The 19,077-nt window shown below is 71.0% G+C and carries 19 protein-coding genes, 1 pseudogene and 1 riboswitch; of the genes and pseudogenes, 11 read left to right on the forward strand and 9 right to left on the reverse strand.

The features are described from left to right. Nucleotides 1–408: 408 nt before the first annotated feature. A pseudogene (locus ACFWSK_RS28420) lies at nt 409–594 on the forward strand (DUF4126 domain-containing protein); the annotation flags it as partial. An 82-nt stretch (nt 595–676) separates the two neighbouring features. After that, nucleotides 677–2,188: a phytoene desaturase family protein gene (locus ACFWSK_RS28425; RefSeq protein ID WP_383792038.1), complete on the forward strand. Its 1,512-nt coding sequence runs from the start codon at nt 677–679 to the stop codon at nt 2,186–2,188. Nucleotides 2,189–2,207: 19 nt separating this feature from the next. Here ACFWSK_RS28425 and ACFWSK_RS28430 read toward each other — a convergent pair whose 3' ends face one another. From ACFWSK_RS28430 to ACFWSK_RS28450, 5 genes are all read right to left on the reverse strand, one after another. Next, nucleotides 2,208–3,116: a hypothetical protein gene (locus ACFWSK_RS28430; RefSeq protein ID WP_383792040.1), complete on the reverse strand. Its 909-nt coding sequence runs from the start codon at nt 3,114–3,116 to the stop codon at nt 2,208–2,210. A 50-nt stretch (nt 3,117–3,166) separates the two neighbouring features. Next, nucleotides 3,167–4,084, reverse strand: coding sequence for a methylenetetrahydrofolate reductase [NAD(P)H] (gene metF, locus ACFWSK_RS28435; RefSeq protein ID WP_383792043.1), 918 nt, complete (start codon nt 4,082–4,084; stop codon nt 3,167–3,169). Between the two features lie 146 nt (nt 4,085–4,230). After that, nucleotides 4,231–4,881 carry a thiamine phosphate synthase gene (thiE, locus tag ACFWSK_RS28440; protein WP_383792046.1) on the reverse strand — a complete coding sequence of 217 codons (651 nt, stop codon included), beginning with the start codon at nt 4,879–4,881 and terminating at the stop codon, nt 4,231–4,233. An 80-nt stretch (nt 4,882–4,961) separates the two neighbouring features. Continuing rightward, nucleotides 4,962–5,327, reverse strand: a complete 366-nt coding sequence (locus ACFWSK_RS28445; RefSeq protein ID WP_383792049.1) for an Rv2175c family DNA-binding protein — start codon at nt 5,325–5,327, stop codon at nt 4,962–4,964. Nucleotides 5,328–5,407: 80 nt separating this feature from the next. Further along, complete coding sequence (locus tag ACFWSK_RS28450) at nt 5,408–6,652, reverse strand: NAD(P)/FAD-dependent oxidoreductase (protein ID WP_383792052.1); 1,245 nt, start codon at nt 6,650–6,652, stop codon at nt 5,408–5,410. A gap of 130 nt (nt 6,653–6,782) precedes the next feature. Next, nucleotides 6,783–6,895, forward strand: a riboswitch (TPP riboswitch). Here ACFWSK_RS28450 and thiO point away from each other — a divergent pair. The 6 genes from thiO (at nt 6,893) to ACFWSK_RS28480 (ending at nt 12,642) form a co-directional block, all read left to right on the forward strand. Then, nucleotides 6,893–8,083: a glycine oxidase ThiO gene (gene thiO, locus ACFWSK_RS28455; protein WP_383792055.1), complete on the forward strand. Its 1,191-nt coding sequence runs from the start codon at nt 6,893–6,895 to the stop codon at nt 8,081–8,083. Its footprint overlaps the riboswitch before it by 3 nt. Beyond that, nucleotides 8,080–8,304, forward strand: a complete 225-nt coding sequence (gene thiS / locus ACFWSK_RS28460; protein ID WP_383792057.1) for a sulfur carrier protein ThiS — start codon at nt 8,080–8,082, stop codon at nt 8,302–8,304. Before thiO ends, thiS begins: the two co-directional genes overlap by 4 nt. Before the next feature lie 4 nt (nt 8,305–8,308). Continuing rightward, complete coding sequence (locus ACFWSK_RS28465; protein WP_383792060.1) at nt 8,309–9,103, forward strand: thiazole synthase; 795 nt, start codon at nt 8,309–8,311, stop codon at nt 9,101–9,103. 99 nt (nt 9,104–9,202) lie between these two features. Further along, nucleotides 9,203–11,128, forward strand: a complete 1,926-nt coding sequence (pknB, locus tag ACFWSK_RS28470; RefSeq protein WP_383792063.1) for a Stk1 family PASTA domain-containing Ser/Thr kinase — start codon at nt 9,203–9,205, stop codon at nt 11,126–11,128. A gap of 6 nt (nt 11,129–11,134) precedes the next feature. Next, a complete protein-coding gene (locus ACFWSK_RS28475) occupies nt 11,135–11,998 on the forward strand; it encodes a deoxyribonuclease IV (RefSeq protein ID WP_383792065.1) in 864 nt (287 codons plus the stop codon). 68 nt (nt 11,999–12,066) lie between these two features. Beyond that, nucleotides 12,067–12,642, forward strand: a complete 576-nt coding sequence (locus ACFWSK_RS28480; RefSeq protein WP_383792068.1) for a DUF4396 domain-containing protein — start codon at nt 12,067–12,069, stop codon at nt 12,640–12,642. Between the two features lie 18 nt (nt 12,643–12,660). Here ACFWSK_RS28480 and ACFWSK_RS28485 read toward each other — a convergent pair whose 3' ends face one another. Further along, entirely contained in the window at nt 12,661–13,293 is a 633-nt protein-coding gene (locus tag ACFWSK_RS28485; RefSeq protein WP_383792071.1) for a sulfite oxidase-like oxidoreductase, read from the reverse strand. A gap of 154 nt (nt 13,294–13,447) precedes the next feature. On the opposite strand from ACFWSK_RS28485, the gene bfr reads away from it, so the two are divergent. Continuing rightward, nucleotides 13,448–13,927 carry a bacterioferritin gene (gene bfr / locus ACFWSK_RS28490; protein ID WP_383792074.1) on the forward strand — a complete coding sequence of 160 codons (480 nt, stop codon included), beginning with the start codon at nt 13,448–13,450 and terminating at the stop codon, nt 13,925–13,927. A 66-nt stretch (nt 13,928–13,993) separates the two neighbouring features. On the opposite strand, the gene ACFWSK_RS28495 is transcribed toward bfr, so the two are convergent. After that, complete coding sequence (locus tag ACFWSK_RS28495) at nt 13,994–14,263, reverse strand: bacterioferritin-associated ferredoxin (protein WP_383792076.1); 270 nt, start codon at nt 14,261–14,263, stop codon at nt 13,994–13,996. A gap of 162 nt (nt 14,264–14,425) precedes the next feature. After that, a complete protein-coding gene (locus ACFWSK_RS28500) occupies nt 14,426–15,781 on the reverse strand; it encodes a class II 3-deoxy-7-phosphoheptulonate synthase (protein WP_383792079.1) in 1,356 nt (451 codons plus the stop codon). Between the two features lie 146 nt (nt 15,782–15,927). Here ACFWSK_RS28500 and ACFWSK_RS28505 point away from each other — a divergent pair, with 146 nt between their 5' ends. Both ACFWSK_RS28505 and ACFWSK_RS28510 read left to right on the forward strand, forming a co-directional pair. Continuing rightward, nucleotides 15,928–15,984: a trp operon leader peptide gene (locus tag ACFWSK_RS28505; RefSeq protein WP_079159714.1), complete on the forward strand. Its 57-nt coding sequence runs from the start codon at nt 15,928–15,930 to the stop codon at nt 15,982–15,984. 93 nt (nt 15,985–16,077) lie between these two features. Then, nucleotides 16,078–17,964, forward strand: coding sequence for an anthranilate synthase family protein (locus tag ACFWSK_RS28510; protein WP_383792081.1), 1,887 nt, complete (start codon nt 16,078–16,080; stop codon nt 17,962–17,964). A 37-nt stretch (nt 17,965–18,001) separates the two neighbouring features. Here ACFWSK_RS28510 and ACFWSK_RS28515 read toward each other — a convergent pair whose 3' ends face one another. Further along, nucleotides 18,002–19,006: a 2-hydroxyacid dehydrogenase gene (locus ACFWSK_RS28515; RefSeq protein WP_383792171.1), complete on the reverse strand. Its 1,005-nt coding sequence runs from the start codon at nt 19,004–19,006 to the stop codon at nt 18,002–18,004. Nucleotides 19,007–19,077: the final 71 nt, after the last annotated feature.

A 19,077-nucleotide genomic window follows, 5' to 3' on the forward strand; every position in this document is an offset into this window, starting at 1 on the left:
GGATGTCCTGGCGGGGGCCGGGGGGGGTCCGGGGGCGCTGCGGCGGCGCCGGGGGGCCCCCGGGGGGGCCGCCCCCCAAGCCGCCGTTCGGGGGGTTTTCGACCCCCCTCAACCCCCACCGGACCGGCGTTTTCCGTGCTGCCGGAGAACCCTTCCCCCGTGACCCCGTGCTTCCCCCGTGGTCCCGGGCCCTCCGCCGTGCACCCCCGTTGCGTCAGGGGTGCGCACCGTTCCGCCGCCCCGTGCCGGCGGTCCCGGAGCCGCGCCCCTTCCGTGCCCCACACTCTTCCGTATGCGCAGGTGAGGGCCTATCCGCGTCCCTACTCATCTCGCCCGCTAGGTACGGATACTCAGAGCTGTGTGCGCGACCCCGCCCGGGCCGGACCCCGTCTGGTTACGATCGCGTCCGTGTCCGAACTCCCCCTGGTGTTCACGAGTGGCTGGGCGAGCGGGATCAACGCCTACGCGGTGGTCCTGTTGCTCGGCGTCTTCGGTGCGACCGGCCTCACCGACGAGGTGCCCGCCGCGCTGCAGCGCACCGATGTCCTCGTGGTGGCCGGTGTGCTGTTCCTGTGCGAGGCGGTGGCCCAGCGGCGCGAGGAGAGACGCATCGCGGAAGCGGGCGGGCACCGGCCTCCCGGCTGAGCTGTCGGAGGCACCCCTTAGGGTCAATGACATGGCACGAATTGCGGTGATCGGCGCCGGGACGGGCGCGATGGCGGCGGCGGCCCGGCTCGCCGTGGCAGGCCACCGGGTGACGGTGTACGAGCGGTCCGCGACGTACGGCGGCTCGGTCGGCCGGTTCGCCCGGGACGGCTTCGCCTTCGACACCGGGCCGCCCCTGCTGCACCTGCCCGCCGTCTACCGCGATCTGTTCGTGAAGACCGGCAAGGAGTCCCTGGAACAGTGCGTCACGCTGACCCAGGTGGACCCGGCGAGCCGTCATGTCTTCGCGGACGGCATCACGGTGTCGCTGCCGAACGCCTCCCGGGCCGGTGTGGTCGCCGCTCTGGACGAGGCGCTCGGAGCGGGCGCCGGTGGCCGCTGGGGTGCGTTCCTGGACCGGGCCGGGGACGCCTGGGACCGCTCGCGGCGCCCGCTGCTGGAGGAGCCGCTGCGTCCCGACTGGCAGGTCCTCGGCCGTGATCCCTACCCCGCGGTCCGGCAGCGCAGACTGCTGCGCCCGGCCCGGCAGGCGGGGACGGTGGCGGAGATCGGCGCCTGGGAGCTGACCGACCCCCGGCTGGCGGCCCTGCTGGACGGGTACGCCCTGTCGTACGGACTGGACCCGCGCACCGCTCCGGCGAGCGCCGCCCTCGTGCCGTACATGCAGGAGACCTTCGGCAGTTGGTACGTGACCGGAGGCATGAGGGCGCTGGCCGAGGCGCTGTACGAGCGGTGCCTGGCCCGGCGGGTGAGCTTCGTCTTCGGGGCCGAGGTCGTCCGGATCACCGAGAAGGACGGCCGGGCGGCGGGCGTCGAGCTGGCGGACGGGGAGAGCGCCGAGGCCGATCATGTGGTGCTGGCCGCGCAGCCGCGACCTGAGCTGACGCCGGGTCAGGAGCTGTGGCGGGACGGGGACGTGGCGGCACGGCCGCGTCCGGGGCGCGGTGCGGTGCCGGGCCGGTTCCTGGTCCTGCTGTCCTTGCGCGGGGCCCGGGAGCCGGGTGCGGTGCACCGGACCGTGGTGCACGGCTCGGACGCGGAGCGGGATGCCGTCTTCGGGGGCCGGATCGCCGAGCGGCCGACCGTGACGGTGGTGCGGCCCGATGATCCGTCGACCCGCCCGGACGAGGCGCACGAGGCGGTGACCCTGATGGCGACGGTCGCCCCGCACGGCCCGGTCGACTGGACGGACGCGGCGCTGCGCGAGCGGTTCGCGGACACGGTGATCGGTGCGGCCTGCGCCGCCGTGCCGGACCTCCGGGACCGGGTGATCCATGCGGAGGTGCGGACGCCCGCGGAGACCGCGGCGGACACCGGCGCCGAGGGCGGTTCGGTGCCCGCGCCCGCGCTGGCCGGGGCCGACGGCGCCTGGCTTCACCCCGGCAACCGCACCCGGCTGCCGGGCCTGTATCTGGCGGGCGGCTGGGCGCATCCCGGCGGCGGACTGGCGCACGCCGGGATGTCGGGGGCCCTGGTCGCCGGCCTCATCGTGGAGGGCGACGGGTTCCGCGGCTCCCGGTGAAGCCCCGGAGGGGGCCGGCTCAGTAGCGGTACGGCTCGTTCTGGCCGGTGTCGTACCCGTTGCCGTACGGCGCGGGTTCCGCGGGCTCCTGCTGCGGCATCGGCGGGTACTGCTCGGCGTCGCGCTGCTGCGGAACCCAGACCCCGCCCGGCGGGGTCTCGCCGTACTGCTGCGGGTAGGGCTCGGCGTACTGCTGCTGGCCCCCGTAGCTGTCGTACCCGTTGCCGTAACTGTCGTACGAGGCGTACGGCGCGGAACCGCCGGTGGTGCCGGTCCCGATGTACGGGTCGGAGTACGCGGCGTAGCTCTGCCGGTCCGTGCCGTAGTCGTACTGGCCGGCGTAGGTGTCCTGCCCCGGGGACGTGCCCTGCGTGGCGTAGCCGTCCTGGCCGGTGTAGGCGTCCTGGGCGGGCGGACTGTAGTCGGGGTACGGCGCGTAGGCGTCGTACTGGACCTCGCCCTGCTCCGTCCGGCTCCCGCCGGCGCCCGCGGCCGCGTAGGCGGCCTCGGTGTACACGCCGTACTGCCCGGTGTCGTCCGGCAGCGGTTCCGGCGCGTAGACCGCGGCCGGAGCCTCCGATTCGGCCCGGTACTCCAGGTCGGAGACCTCAAGGGTGGGTTCCCTGGTGTCGGCGCGCTCGGCGCCGCCACGGCGGCGGCGGCTCTCGCCGGGGCTGCCCCCTATGGCCCAGCCCGTCGAGAAGCCCCGCCGGAAGGAGAGCGTCACATAGGTCTGACCGGTCGCGAAGGCGATCGCCCCGAGGGCGATCACCAGCACGGACGGGATCAGGACACCTATGACCACAGCGAGGAATCCGGCGAAGGCGAGCAGCCGCCAGCGCAGCCGTGCCTTGTACTGCAGCAGCACCTCACCGAGCAGCCACAACGCCACGATGCCGAATGCGATGTAGAGGACCGTCCAGCCCACGCCCGCCCCCTCCTGCGGCCACCGCCCCGGTTGGTGGCGGGTACGGCCGGTCAGGACTGCTTGTGCAGTCCGAGATTCTCGTAGATCTCGAGCGTTGCCGTTGAGTTGTTGAGCGTGATGAAGTGCAGTCCGGGGACACCCTCGGAGAGCAACCTCGCGCAGAACTCCGTTGCGAACTCGATGCCAATGGAGCGTACAGCGGCGGGATCGTCCTTGGCTGCGAGGATGCGTTCTTTCAACGAGGATGGGAGAGACGCGTTGCTGAGCTGCGCGAATCTTTCGAGCTGTCTGGCGCTGGTGAGCGGCATGACCTCGGGAATGACGGGCGTTTCGCAACCCGCCGCGACCACGCGGTCACGCATCCGGAGATAGTCCTCCGGATTGAAGAACATCTGAGTGATCGCGTAATCGGCACCGGCACGGCACTTGTCCACGAAATGACCGATGTCGGTGTCCCAGTCGGTCGACCGCGGGTGCATTTCGGGAAAGGCAGCGACGCCGACACAGAAATCGCCGGACTCCTTGATCAGCCGGACGAGGTCGGCCGCGTACCGCACACCTCGCGGGTGCCTGACCCACTCGCCCATCGGGTCGCCGGGCGGGTCTCCGCGCACGGCGAGGATGTTCCGGATCCCGGCGTCCGCGTACTGACCGACCATGTTGCGCAGTTCCGCGATGGAGTGGTCGACGGCGGTGAGGTGCGCGACGGGCGTCAGCGTGGAGTCCTCGGCGATCTGCTGCGTCGCCCTGACCGTCCCGGAGCGGGTGGAACCACCGGCCCCGTACGTCACGGAGACGAAGCTCGGGGCGACCGCCTCGACCCGGCGCAGCGCGTTCCAGAGGTTCCGCTCGCCCTTTTCAGTCTTGGGCGCCCAGAACTCGAACGAGTAGGAGGTCTTGCCGGTCGCGAGCAGCTCACGCACGGTGCGCGCGTGATCCGTCCTGGTGGAAGGTGTGCCAAGGGCCATACTGGGAGGTTAACCAGGGCCGGGCGGTACCCCAACCAGATCAGTGCAATTTGCCCGAATTGGCAGGGTTGTTGTCCACCCTTCGGACACCAACCCGGACAGCAGCGCGGCCAACGCTCCGGACGGCGACCCGGACTACGCCCTGCTCAGGCGGTACGTGCCCTGACGCGCTCGGCGAGGTGGGCGGCAGCGGCGGCCGGATCGTCGGCCTCGGTGATCGCCCGTACGACGACGACGCGGCGGGCGCCGGCGTCCAGCACCTCGTCCAGATTGCCCGCGTCGATCCCGCCGATGGCGAACCAGGGGCGCGGCTGGTCGAGCGAGGCTGCGTACCGGACGAGCCCGAGGCCGGGCGCGTAGCGGCCGGGCTTGGTCGGGGTGGGCCAGCAGGGGCCGGTGCAGAAGTAGTCCACGCCGGGCTCGGCGACCGCGGCGTCGACCTCGGACTCGGCGTGGGTGGAACGGCCGATGACCACGTCCTGGCCGATGACGGCGCGGGCGGCGGGCACCGGCAGGTCACCCTGCCCGAGGTGCAGTACGTGGGAGCCGATGGCGTGGGCGACATCGGCGCGGTCGTTCACCGCGAGGAGCTTGCCGTGGCGCTTGCAGGCGTCGGCGAACACCGCGAGGTGGTCGAGCTCCTCCGCGGCCTCCATGCCCTTGTCGCGCAGTTGGACTATGTCCACACCGGAGCTGAGGACGGCGTCCAGGAACGCGGGGAGGTCACCCTGCCGCCTGCGTGCGTCCGTGCACAGATAGAGCCGGGCGTCGGACAGCTGCGCGCGAGGCGTGGACATGGTGAGGTTCCCCCGTCGGTACGGCGGGGTGCGGGCCGGGCCGTGGGGCTCGGCCCGCACTCCGTGTGCGGTTGTCTCGGTCAGACGGCGAGCGCCTGGGCGCGGCGCTTCACCTCCGTACCGCGATTCTCACTCAACGCCTGCGCGGGGGTACCGGGCAGGGTCGGGTCGGGAGTGAAGAGCCACTCCAGCATCTCTCCGTCGTTGTAGCCGTCGTCCCTCAGGACCGTCAGGAGCCCCGGGAGGCCCTTGACCACCTTGTCGCCGTCGATGAAGGCGGCAGGTACCTGGAGCGCCCGGTTCTCGCCGCGTCGTACGGCGATGAGCTGGCCATCCCTGACCAGCTGCCGCACGCGCGTCACCTCGATATCGAGCATTTCCGCGATGTCGGGGAGGTAGAGCCAGGCAGGGACGAGAGCATCGATCTTTGCGTCAATCTCGGTCACAGGGACAAGCGTGCCATCCCGGACCGACAGTCGGTAGCCGGGCCGACCGTAAGGGGGTCACGAGGTGGCATCGGAGCGGGTCAGAGCGTCGCCGCCTTCAGGGGCACGGAGGGGTCGGCGGCCCGCTCCGGGTCGACGCGGGCGCCCGACTCGATGAGTTTGCGCCCCTGCGCCAGGTCGCGCGGGCGGCCGACGGCGAGCACCGCGACCAGCACTTCTTCGCGCAGCCAGCACACCGACCAGGCGGCTTCCGCAGGGTCGCCGCGCCACAGCAGGGTGTCCGCACCGGCGTGGTGGCCCGCGTACTGCACGAACCGGTCGAACTGCTCGGACCAGAAGTAGGGCACCGGGTCGTACGGCTGCGGCTGCCCGTCACCGTCGGTGGTGACGATGGCGGCGGCGACGGTCCGCGGGCCCTGGAGCGCGTTGTCCCAGTGGTGGACGAGCAGACGCTCGCCGTAGCGGGCGGAGGGGAAGGAGGCGCAGTCCCCGACGGCGTACACATCGGGCAGTGAGCTGCGCAGCGCGCTGTCCGCGGTGACCGAGCCGTCCGGGCCGAGTGCGATGCCGGAGCCGGCCAGCCAGCCGGTGGCGGGCCGGGCGCCGATGCCCACGACCACCGCCCCGGCCTGAATCACCCGGCCGTCCGCCAGGACGACGGCGCCGGGTTCGATCCGGGCCACCCGGGCGCCGGTGAGGAGTTCGGCGCCGCTCTGCGCGTACCAGTGGGCCATGGGGGCGGCGACCTCGGCGGGCAGGGCGCCCGCGAGGGGGCGCTCGGCCGCCTCGACGACGGTGACCGCGCAGCCCGCGGCGCGGGCGGCGGTGGCGAACTCCGCGCCGATCCAGCCCGCCCCGACGACCACGATGTCGTGCTGCCGCTCCAGGACGGGCTTCAGCCGCGCGGCGTCGTCGAGGGTGCGCAGGAGGTGGACGCCCGGGACGCCCTCGGACCCGGGCAGCACGATCGGTTCCGCTCCGGTGGCGACGACCAGGGTGTCGTACGGGACGGGGCCGTCCACGGTGTCCAGTTCGTGCGCCCCGGGCCGCAGCCCCGTCACGTCGAGCCCGAGGCGCAGGGTGATGCCGACTGCCTCGAAGTCGATGTCGAAGGCGGAGTCCTCGGCCTTGCCGAGCAGGACCGCCTTGGAGAGCGGCGGCCGGTCGTACGGCTGATGCGGTTCGGCGCCGATCAGCGTGACGGGGCCGGTGAAGCCCTGTTCGCGCAGGGCCACGGCGGTCTGTACCCCGGCCATGCCCGCTCCGACGACCACGACGTGCCGGGTCAGGCGTCCCGCTGTCTGCTGTTCCGTCTGCTCACTCACCCGTCCACCTTAAGCACCTGACGGTTCGTCAGGAAGGTGGCTCCCTCACGACGGCCGGGCCGCGACGGCCCGAGCAGGTCCTTGAGTGGGTCTTACTGACCACGGGTGACGGGGTTTAGGGTGGCCAACGTAAAAGACTCGCGGGAGCCCGGACGCACCGGGCTGAGAGGGAGGCTGGGCGGCCTCCGACCGTACGAACCTGATCCGGGTCATGCCGGCGAAGGGAGGGGCTGGAAGCCCATGCGTGTTCCAAGGAGCGGAAACGGATGCGACGTCCTCGTCATCGGGGGCGGCATCATCGGGCTGGTGACCGCCTGGCGGGCGGCGCAGCGCGGCCTGCGTACGGCGGTGGCCGACCCCGGGCCGGGCGGCGGGGCCGCCGGAGTGGCGGCCGGGATGCTCGCCGCCGTCACCGAACTCCACTACGGCGAGCAGACCCTGCTCGGCCTCAACGTCGCGTCCGCCGCCCGCTATCCCGCGTTCGCGGCTGAGCTGGAGGAGGCGAGCGGTCAGGAGATCGGCTTCCGCGCCTGCGGCACCCTGGCCGTGGCGCTGGACTCCGACGACCGGGCCCATCTGCGCGAACTGCACGCGCTGCAGCAGCGTTCGGGGCTGGAGTCCGAGTGGCTCACCGGGCGCGAGTGCCGCCGTCTGGAGCCGATGCTGGCCCCGGGCGTACGCGGTGGGCTGCGCGTCGACGGCGACCACCAGGTCGACCCCCGGCGGCTGGCCGCTGCGCTGCTGACCGCCTGCGAACGCGCCGGGGTGGTCTTCCACCGGGCCTGGACGCAGCGGCTGACGGTCACGCACGACCGCGCCGCCGGAGCCGTACTCGCGGGAGGGACCGAGCTCCGCGCCGACCAGGTCGTCCTCGCCGCGGGAAGTCTCAGCGGCCGGCTCGCGGGGCTGCCCGAGGAGGTCGTGCCGCCGGTCCGCCCGGTCAAGGGCCAGGTCCTGCGGCTGACCGTGCCACCCGCGTACGCCCCCTTCCTCAGCCGGACGGTGCGCGCCGTCGTCCGCGGCAGCCACCTCTACCTGGTGCCCCGGGAGAACGGCGAGCTGGTCGTCGGCGCCACCAGCGAGGAGCTGGGCTGGGACACCACCGTCACGGCAGGCGGGGTCTACGAGCTGCTGCGCGACGCGCACGAACTGGTGCCCGGCATCACCGAGCTGCCGCTCACCGAGACCCGGGCGGGCCTGCGCCCGGCCTCCCCCGACAACGCCCCGCTGCTGGGCCCGACGGCCCTGCCCGGCCTCCATCTCGCCACCGGACACCACCGCAACGGGGTACTGCTGACCCCGGTCACCGGCGAGGTGATGGCACACGTGCTGACCACCGGCGAGCTGCCGGACGTGGGCCGCGCCTTCACACCGAGCCGTTTCACCCCCTCGCCCTCAGCCACCCCCGTGCCTCAGGAGCAGCCCGCATGACCGAGCATCTGTCCGGCCCCGTTCTGATCTCCGTGAACGGGGAACGCCGAAGCGTTCCCCTCGACACCCCGCTCGACACTCTCGTGGCGACGCTCACCGCCTCGCACTCCGGCGTGGCCGCAGCCGTCAACGAGACCGTGGTCCCGCGCAGCCAGTGGTCCTCCACCGCGCTCGCCGACGGAGACCGTGTCGAGGTCCTCACCGCGGTCCAGGGAGGCTGACCCGATGTCCGACGATCTCTTCACCCTGGGCGGTACGCCCTTCTCCTCCCGGCTGATCATGGGTACGGGCGGCGCTCCGAGCCTGGAGGTCCTGGAGCGCTCCCTGCTCGCCTCCGGCACCGAGCTGACGACCGTGGCGATGCGCCGGCTGGACCCGACCGTGCAGGGCTCGGTCCTCTCCGTCCTGGAACGGCTCTCCATCCGCGTCCTGCCGAACACGGCGGGCTGCTTCACCGCAGGCGAGGCCGTACTCACCGCCCGGCTGGCCAGGGAGGCGCTGGGGACCGACTGGGTCAAGCTGGAGGTCGTGGCGGACGAGCGCACGCTGCTGCCCGACCCGATCGAGCTGCTGGACGCCGCCGAGATCCTCGTGGACGACGGGTTCACGGTCCTTCCGTACACCAACGACGATCCGGTGCTGGCCCGGAAGCTGGAGGACGTGGGGTGCGCGGCGATCATGCCGCTCGGCTCCCCCATCGGTTCCGGCCTCGGCATCCGCAACCCGCACAACTTCCAGCTGATCGTCGAGCGGGCCGGGGTACCGGTGATCCTGGACGCCGGCGCCGGGACCGCTTCGGACGCGGCGCTCGCGATGGAGCTGGGCTGTTCGGCGGTGATGCTGGCGTCGGCGGTGACCCGGGCCCAGGAGCCGGAGCTGATGGCGGGCGCGATGAGGCATGCGGTGGAGGGCGGGCGCCTGGCGTTCCGGGCCGGCCGGATTCCACGCCGCCACTTCGCCGAGGCGTCGTCCCCGGGCGAGGGCCGTGCCGTACTGGACCCGGAGCGTCCGGCGTTCTAGGACACGGCCGGAGCGTGTCCCTGTCACGGCTCGGCTGCAGTAGCCCCCGGAGCTGCCCGGACCGTCGGCCGTGTCGGCGCCGGCTCGTAGACTCGATGCGTGGATACGACCCTCCAGGACCCCATGATCGGGCAGCTGCTCGACGGCCGCTATCGCGTCGACGCGCGGATCGCCGTCGGCGGTATGGCCACGGTCTACCGGGCCATGGACACCCGGCTCGACCGGGTGCTCGCGCTCAAGGTGATGCACCCGGCACTGGCGACCGACGCCTCGTTCGTCGAGCGCTTCATCCGCGAGGCCAAGTCCGTGGCCAGGCTCGCGCACCCCAATGTCGTCGCGGTCTTCGACCAGGGCGCCCAGGGGGCGTACGTCTATCTGGCGATGGAGTACGTCGCGGGGTGCACGCTCCGTGACGTCCTGCGCGAGCGCGGTGCCCTGCAGCCCCGGGCCGCTCTGGACATCATGGAACCGGTACTGGCCGCCCTCGGCGCCGCGCACCGCGCGGGCTTCGTGCACCGCGACATGAAGCCGGAGAACGTCCTGATAGGGGACGACGGCAGGGTGAAGGTCGCCGACTTCGGGCTCGTACGGGCCGTGGGTACCGTCACCGAGACCACCGGCTCGCTCCTGGGCACCGTGTCGTATCTCGCACCCGAGCAGATCGAACACGGCACCGCCGATACGCGGGCCGATGTGTACGCGTGCGGGGTCGTCCTCTACGAAATGCTGACCGGTGGCAAGCCCCACACCGGGGACACCGCCGCCCAGGTCATCTACCAGCACCTCAACGAGGACGTCCCGGCGCCGTCCGCGGCCGTCCCGGGGCTCCCGGTGGAGCTGGACGCTCTGGTGGCGAGCGCCACCGCCCGTAACGCCGAGGTGCGTCCGCAGGACGCGGTGGTCCTGCTGGCCCTGGCACGGGAGTGCAGGGCCGCCCTCACCGACGAGCAGCTCGACGCGAAGCCCCCGCGGGCCCGCGGCGAGGAGCACGACGCCGCCGACGACCGTACGAGCGTGATCCCGCGGGTGCTTCCGCCCGGCCAGGGCACCACCCACCACACGAGCCGGCTGGAGATGCCGCCGTCCCTGCCGCCCCGGCGGACCGGACCCGGCCGACGCGTCCCCTTCGGCGGGAACCCCCGGCGCGGCATAGCCGCCGCGCTCGCCGCCCTCCTGCTGGTGCTGGGCGTCGGCGCGGGTGTCTGGTACATCAACTCCGGGCAGTTCACCCGGGTCCCCTCGCTGCTGGGCCAGAGCCAGCAGACCGCCGAGCAGCGGCTCGATGACGCCGGTCTCGATGTGCAGCGGATCGACCGCGCGTACAGCGACACCGCCGCCCGTGGCACGGTGGTGAGCAGCGATCCGGGTTCCGGCGAACGCATCCGGGGCAACGACTCCGTGCGGCTCGTCGTCTCCCGGGGCCCGGAGATGGTGGACGTGCCCGATGTCCAGGGCGTCGCTCTCGCCGAAGCCAGGCGCGACCTGAAGGAAGCGGGTCTGGTCCCCGGGAGGGTGACCCGGGAGTTCAGCGAGGACGTGGCGCGGGGCGATGTGGTCCGTACGGACCCCGGGGCCGGCACCGAGCGCCACTCCGGATCCGCCGTCGCGCTGGTGGTCAGCAAGGGCAGCCCGATCGACGTCCCGGACGTCACCGGTCTCTCCGTCGAGGACGCCACCCTCGCGCTGGAGGAGGAGGGCCTGAAGGCCGAGGTCCGGCCCGGCCGGGTGAGCTCCGCCGAGGTCGCGGGCGATATCGCCGAGCAGTCACCCGCGGAGGGCGCCGTGGCGGCCGAAGGCGACTCCGTGGAGCTCACGGTCTCCAAGGGGCCTCGGATGCTCGACGTCCCGGACGTCACGGGCAAGGACGTGGACGAGGCCAGGAGCACACTGGAAGAGGCGGGGTTCGAGGTCGAGGTCGACCGGCCCTTCCTGTCCTTCGGCGACACCATCGAGAAGCAGTCCGTCGACGGTGGCGAACAGGCCGCCGAGGGCTCCACGATCACGATCAGGACCAAGGGACTGTAGATCCACATGCGAAACCCGGTAGGCGCCCATGTCCCGGTGGCGGGCGGACTCGCCAAGGTCGGTCTCGACTACGCGCGTGAGCTGAGCGCGGAGGCCGTGCAGGTCTTCGTCGCCAATCCGCGCGGCTGGGCGACGCCGCCCGGGAATCCGGCGCAGGACGATCTGTTCCGCGCGGAGTGCGAGGCAGGGTCGATCCCGGCGTACGTCCACGCCCCGTATCTGATCAATTTCGGCTCGCACACCGAGGCCACGGTCGAGCGGTCGGTGGAGTCGCTGCGCCACTCCCTGCGCAGGGCCAGGGCGATCGGCGCGCTGGGCGTCGTGGTGCATACGGGTTCGGCGACCGGCGGACGGCCCCCCGCGGAGGCCCTCGCGCAGGTGCGCAGGCACATGAGGCCGCTGCTCGACGAGCTGACGCACGACGACGACCCGTGTCTGCTGCTGGAGTCGACCGCGGGGCAGGGCTTCTCGCTCTGCTCGCGGACCTGGGACTTCGGTCCGTACTTCGAGGCACTGGACTCCCATCCCAAGCTGGGCATCTGCCTGGACACCTGCCACATCTACGCGGCGGGGCACGACCTGACCGGCCCCGCGGGCATGCGTCAGACCCTCGATCTGCTGGTGGACACCGTCGGCGAGGGCCGGCTGAAGCTGATCCACGCCAATGACTCCAAGGACGTGGTGGGGGCGCACAAGGACCGGCACGAGAACATCGGCGCGGGGCACATCGGTGCGGAGCCGTTCCGTGAGCTGTTCTCGCACCCGGCGACCGACGGCGTACCGCTGGTCATCGAGACGCCCGGTGGCAAGGCTGGGCATGCCGCGGACGTTGCACGACTGAAGGAGCTGCGAGATCCCGCACACCCTTGATAAGTACCCCTAGGGGGTATACGGTTTCTGTTGTCGACAGGAACCGCTGTCCGGCTTTGGGGAAAACCATGCGGCACGACCACGACACCCGGCACGACCCGCACGCCGGACACGCCCACCAGGCGCACGCGGGGCAAGAGGCCCACGCAGGACACGGCGGCCACGCGGGACACGGCGGGCCCGCGCCCTCGGGCTCCGCGCCCGGCAAGGCCGGCTGGGCCGTGGCCGCCAAGGCCACGCTGCACTGCCTCACCGGCTGCGCCATCGGCGAGGTCCTCGGCATGGTGATCGGCACCGCGCTCGGCTGGGGCAACGTGCCGACGATGGTGCTCGCGATCACCCTGGCGTTCTTCTTCGGTTACGCGCTGACCCTGCGCGGCGTCCTCAAGGCCGGCGTGGACTTCCGCACGGCGATCCGGGTCGCCCTGGCGGCCGACACCCTCTCGATCGCCGTGATGGAACTGATCGACAACGGTGTGCTCGCCCTGTGGCCGGGGGCCATGGACGCGCATGTGGCCGATGCGATGTTCTGGATCGTCCTGGCGATCGCACTGGCGGCCGCCTTCGTCGTCACGGTGCCGTTCAACAAGTGGATGATCGGCCGCGGCAGGGGCCACGCCGTGGTCCACCAGTACCACCACTGAGGCGCGGAGCCTCCCGGATCAGAGCTCGGGGCCGTCCCCGGGCTCTTCCTGGTAGGAGTAGCGCTGCTCGCTCCACGGGTCGCCGATGTTGTGATAGCCACGCTCTTCCCAGAAACCGCGGCGGTCGGCGGTCATGTACTCGATACCACGGACCCACTTGGGGCCCTTCCAGGCGTAGAGATGCGGCACCACCAGCCGCACCGGAAAGCCGTGTTCGGCGGTGAGCAGGTCGCCGTCCTTGTGGGTGGCGAATACGGTCCGGTCCGCGACGAAGTCGTCCAGGCGGAGATTCGAGCTGAATCCGTACTCGGCCCACACCATCACATGGGTGACATTGGGTGCGGGCGGTGCGAGATCCACGAGGGTACGGGCGAGAACTCCGCCCCATTCGGCGCCGACCATGCTGAATTTCGTCACGCAGTGCAGATCGGCGACGACCGAGGAGAACGGCAGCGCCGTGAACTCCTGGTGATTCCAGCAGCGTTTGTCGCCGTCCGCCGTGGCCCCGAAGACCCGGAACTCCCAGCGGTCGGGCTTGAACTTGGGTACGGGCCCGTAGTGGGTGACCGGCCAGCCGCGCTGCAGACGCTGCCCCGGCGGAAGCTCGGACTGCCCTGATTCGCTGTATTCCCGGCTTTCCGGCTGACCCATGCCTCCATGGTGACAGACAGCCAGGGGTGGTCATGACCAGGGCAGACCCGATTCGGGCAACTCGTACTAAGCGTGCACTTACTGGACGACCGGCAGGCGCAATGCGAGGATGCGGCCAACTTGCCCAGTACACCGGTTGGAAGGAGCCTCTGCGATGCAGGGCGACCCCGAGGTCCTCGAGTTCCTGAACGAACAGCTGACCGCCGAACTGACTGCCATCAACCAGTATTTCCTGCATGCAAAGATGCAGGACAACTTCGGCTGGACGAAGCTCGCCAAGTACACCAGGGCCGAGTCGTTCGACGAGATGAAGCACGCCGAGATCCTGACCGACCGCATTCTGTTTCTCGACGGCCTGCCCAATTACCAGCGGCTTTTCCATGTACGGGTCGGCCAGACGGTCACCGAGATGTTCCAGGCCGACCGACAGGTCGAGGTGGAGGCGATCGACCGTCTCAAGCGGGGCATCGAGCTGATGCGCAACAAGGGCGACATCACGTCCGCAAATATCTTTGAGTCGATCCTGGCGGACGAAGAGCACCACATCGACTACCTCGACACCCAGCTGGAACTGGTCGAGAAGCTCGGCGAGCCGCTCTACATCGCGCAGCTGATCGAGCAGCCGGACAGCTGAGCCGAGGGCTCAAGAACGTGGGAACTCGGGGGCTCGGGGGCTCGGTGACCCAGAAACCGGACGGATTCAGGCCGCGTCGGAGAGCCGGATGTCCGGCGAAGCGGTGACGCCGGCCGCCGCACCGACGGAACCGGCCACCGGCTCCTGCTTCTGGTCGAGCAGCTCGCGGCGCGGGCAGTCACCGCGCCCCAGCAGCGCCTGAATCCTCCGGACGCAGCCACCGCAGTCCGTGCCGGCCTTGCAGGCGGATGCTATCTGCCGGGGCGTACAGGCACCGGCGTCCGCATGCTGCTTGACCTGCTGTTCCGTGACTCCGAAACACGAGCAGACGTACACGCGGTTCACCTCCCGCCGGGGTCGATCGCTGAGCCGCCCCGATCTTTTCGGTGAGGCTAACCTAACCTTACCCGTCGCTCCTGGTGGGTAAAAGCCCCGGAACGACCTGTGGGGCACGGATCACATCGATCCGTGCCCCACAGTCGTACAGTCCGGTGATTCCTACTGGTCGCGGTACATCTCGGCGACCAGGAACGCCAGGTCGAGGGACTGGCTGCGGTTGAGCCGGGGGTCGCAGGCCGTCTCGTACCGCTGGTGCAGATCGTCCACGAAGATCTCGTGGCCGCCGCCGACGCACTCGGTGACATCGTCACCGGTGAGCTCGACGTGGATGCCGCCCGGGTGCGTCCCGAGACCCTTGTGCACCTCGAAGAAGCCCTTGACCTCGTCGAGGACGTCGTCGAAGCGGCGGGTCTTGTGGCCGGACGCGGCCTCGAAGGTGTTGCCGTGCATCGGGTCCGTCACCCACGCCACGGTGGCGCCGGATGCGGTGACCTTCTCGACGAGCTCGGGGAGCTTGTCGCGGACCTTGTCGGCGCCCATGCGGACGATGAAGGTCAGCCGGCCCGGCTCGCGCTCGGGGTCGAGGCGGTCGATGTAGCCGAGCGCGTCGTCGACGGTGGTCGTCGGGCCGAGCTTGATGCCGATCGGGTTACTGATCTTCGAGGCGAACTCGATGTGCGCGCCGTCCATCTGGCGGGTGCGCTCACCGATCCACACCATGTGGCCCGAGGTGTCGTACAGCTTGCCGGTGCGCGAGTCGGTGCGCGTCAGCGCCGTCTCGTAGTCCAGCAGCAGACCCTCGTGCGAGGAGTAGAACTCGACCGCCTTGAACTCGGCCGGGTCCGTGCCGCACGCCTTCATGAAGTTCAGCGCGTTGTCGATCTCACGGGCCAGGGCCTCGTAGCGCTGACCGGAGGGCGACGACCTCACGAAGTCCTGGTTCCAGGCGTGCACCTGGCGCAGGTCGGCGTAACCGCCGGTGGTGAAGGCGCGGACCAGGTTCAGCGTGGAAGCGGATGCGTGGTACATCTGCTTCAGCCGCTGGGGGTCCGGAATGCGGGCGGCCTCGGTGAAGTCGAAGCCGTTGACGGAGTCGCCGCGGTAGGTCGGCAGCGTCACGCCGTCGCGGGTCTCGGTCGACTTGGAGCGCGGCTTGGAGTACTGACCGGCGATCCGGCCGATCTTCACGACGGGCACGGAGGCCGCGTAGGTGAGGACGGCGCTCATCTGGAGCAGCGTCTTGAGTTTGGCTCGAATGTGCTCGGCCGACACGGCGTCGAACGCCTCGGCGCAGTCGCCGCCCTGCAGCAGGAACGCCTCGCCCTTGGCGACGGCTCCCATGCGGGCACGCAGCTGGTCGCACTCGCCGGCAAAGACGAGCGGCGGATACGACTCGAGGTCCGCGAGCACATCGCGCAGGGCCTCGGAGTCGGGGTACTCGGGCTGCTGCGCCGCGGGAAGGTCTCGCCAGGTCGCCTTGTCGGCGACGCTCAGGGATTCAGCTTTCACGATCACGACAGCAAGACTACGGGGTCGCCGCTCCCCGGCCGGCACTCGCTCGCCTGATGAGACAGACCGTCCGAAGTCGCGCGGTGGAACGATCCGCGCCACGGGGCACGAAGACGTCCCCGCCCCGCCCGCCGTGCGCTACGATCCATGGCATGTTCGCGCAGACAATCCAGAACTGGTGGTGGACCGCTCATCCGGCGGCCCGCTGATTCAGCGCGCGTACACACTTCGCGAAGGCCGCCCGAGGGGCGGCCTTCTCTGCGTTTCGGAGCCGTTCCTCCTCCTCATCGGAAGGAACACCCATGACCGACCGCGTGACCGACCTCGTCCGGAGACTGCTCCGGGACGACTGCCCGCCGTTCGCACTGCTGCGCAGACGCACCCCGGGCCACGACCACGACACCGTCGACGTACTGATCGGCCAGGTCCGTGAGGTGGACCGGCTCGCAGGCATCCCCGTGGGCGAGCAGCCCTCACTCGCCCTGGTGCCGTTCCGGCAGATCGCCGAGCGCGGCTTCGACGTCCGCGACGACGGCACTCCGCTGTCCGTGCTCCTCGCCCAGGAGTCCTACGCGCTGCCGCTCGGTGAGGTGCTCGCCGCGCTGCCCGTTCACGAGGTGCGGGTGGAGGGCGGGAGCTTCGACGTGCCCGACGCGGAGTACGCGGAGACCGTCCGGCGGGTCATCGAGGACGAGATCGGGCAGGGCGAGGGCGCGAACTTCGTGATCCGGCGGACCTTCGGCGGCGAGATCCCCGGGTTCGGCCGGGCCGACGCGCTGGCGCTGTTCCGGCGGCTGCTGTCGGGCGAACGGGGCGCCTACTGGACGTTCGTCGTCCACACCGGGGACCGGACGCTGGTCGGCGCCAGCCCCGAGGTGCATGTGCGGATGTCCGGCGGCACGGTCGTGATGAACCCGATCAGCGGCACCTACCGCTACCCCGCGGAAGGCCCCACGGCCGAGAGCCTGCTGGCCTTCCTCGGCGACCGCAAGGAGACCGAGGAGCTCTCCATGGTGGTCGACGAGGAACTCAAGATGATGTGCACCGTGGGCGACTTGGGCGGGGTCGTGGTCGGCCCCCGGCTGAAGGAGATGGCCCACCTCGCGCACACCGAGTACGAACTGCGCGGGCGCTCCTCGCTGGACGTGCGGGAGGTCCTGAAGGAGACCATGTTCGCGGCGACGGTCACCGGCTCCCCCGTCCAGAACGCCTGCCGGGTCATCGAGCGGTACGAGCCCGGAGGCCGCGGTTACTACGCGGGCGCGCTGGCCCTCCTGCGGCTCGACGCGAACGGGACGCAGACCCTCGACTCACCGATCCTGATCCGCACGGCCGACATCTCGGCCGACGGCCGGCTGAAGGTGCCGGTCGGCGCCACGCTCGTACGTCATTCGGACCCGGACAGCGAGGTCGCCGAGACCCATGCCAAGGCGGCCGGGGTGCTGGCGGCCCTGGGCGTGCGGCCGGGTCGGCCGCAGGCGGAGGCGGACCGCCCGCGACTGGCGTCCGATCCGCGGGTGCAGGCGGCGCTGAACGACCGGCGCGGCGGGCTCGCGCCCTTCTGGCTGCGGATGCAGGAACGTACGCGGGAGCTGTCCGGTCACGCGCTCGTGGTGGACGGCGAGGACACCTTCACCGCGATGCTGGCACATCTCCTGCGGTCGTCGGGGCTCCAGGTGTCGGTGCGCCGGTACGACGAGCCGGGGCTGCGCGAAGCCGTACGGGCGCACGAGGGGCCCGTCGTGCTGGGCCCCGGGCCCGGGAATCCCGCCGACGCCACCGATCCGAAGATGCGGCTGCTGCGCGCACTGGCCGCCGAGTTGCTCAGGGACCACCGGCACGGGCTGCTCGGGGTCTGCCTCGGGCATGAGCTGATCGCGGCGGAACTGGGCGTCGAGATCGTCCGGAAGGCCGTGCCGCACCAGGGTGCGCAGACCCGGATCGAGCTGTTCGGCCGTCCGGAGACCGTCGGTTTCTACAACAGCTTCATGGCCCGCTGCGACGAGTCGACGGCCGCCGAGCTGGCCGCGCACTCCATCGAGGCGAGCCGCGACTCGGCGACCGGTGAGCTGCACGCGCTGCGCGGGAACGGCTTCGCTTCGGTGCAGTTCCACCCCGAGTCGGTGCTGACGCTGCGCGGGGCCGCGATCGTGACGGAGCTGCTGGCAGGGCTGCCGGTGGCCGGCTGACCGAGGGAGCGCGGGGCCCCGGCGGCCGGCCGGGGCCTCACTTCGCGGGCGGGGCCGGCACGAGGACGTTGTCGCTGCGGCGGCCGGCCAGGTAGTCGGCGACGTTCTGCACGGTCGCTTCGATGATCTGGCCCACCGCGTCCCGGGTGTAGTACGCCTGGTGCGAGGTCACGATGACGTTCGGGAAGGTGACCAGCCTGGCCAGGGTGTCGTCGTCGATGCCTTCGAGGGACTTGTCGAGGAAGAAGAGTCCGGCCTCCGCCTCGTACACATCGAGTCCCACCCCGGTGAAGCGGCCCGCCCGCAGCTCGGTGACCAGCGCCGTGGTGTCGATGAGTCCGCCGCGGCTGGAGTTGATCAGGATCGCGTCGTCCTTCATCGCGGCCAGGGCGTCCTGGCCGATGAGGTGGCGGGTCGCGGGCAGCAGCGGTACGTGCAGGCTGATCAGGTCGGACTCGGCGAGGAGCCGGTCCTTCTCGACGTACTTCATGCCGAGCTCCAGGCACACCGGGTTCTCGGCGATGTCCCAGCCGAGCAGGTTCATGCCGAAGCCGTGGGCGATCCGGGTGAACGCCTCGCCGATCTTCCCGGTGCCGATCACACCGACGGTGCGTCCGCGCATGTCCCGGCCGAGGAGGCCGTCGAGACGGAAGTCGAAGTCCCTGGTGCGGCTCGCGGCGCGGATGATGCGCCGGTTGACCGCCATCGCGAGGGTCCAGGCGAATTCCGCGACGGAGTACGGCGAGTAGTACGAGACGCGGGCGACACGCAGGGCCAGGCGTTCGGCGACGTCGAGGTCGATGTTGTTGAACCCCGTGGAGCGCTGGGCGATCATCTGCGTGCCGCCCGCTGCGAGGGTCTGGAGGACCTTGCCGCTGAGGTCGGCGTTGACGCTGGTGGAGATGATCTCGTAGCCCGCCGCGATCGGTGCGGTGTCCCCGTTGAGGAAGACGTCCAGGCAGCGGACCTCGTGCTGTCCGGCGAAGGCGTTCTCGATCAGGGGCTTCTCGTCGGACTGCACACCGAAGGCCAGGATTTCCACGACGTCTCCCGATTTCGCGCAGGCGGGCAGGGACCGGTGTTCGCGCATATGCCGGTCCTCGCGAATATACG

Origin of the sequence: Streptomyces sp. NPDC058620 (genome assembly GCF_042717135.1) — a bacterium.
GTDB lineage: Bacteria > Actinomycetota > Actinomycetes > Streptomycetales > Streptomycetaceae > Streptomyces.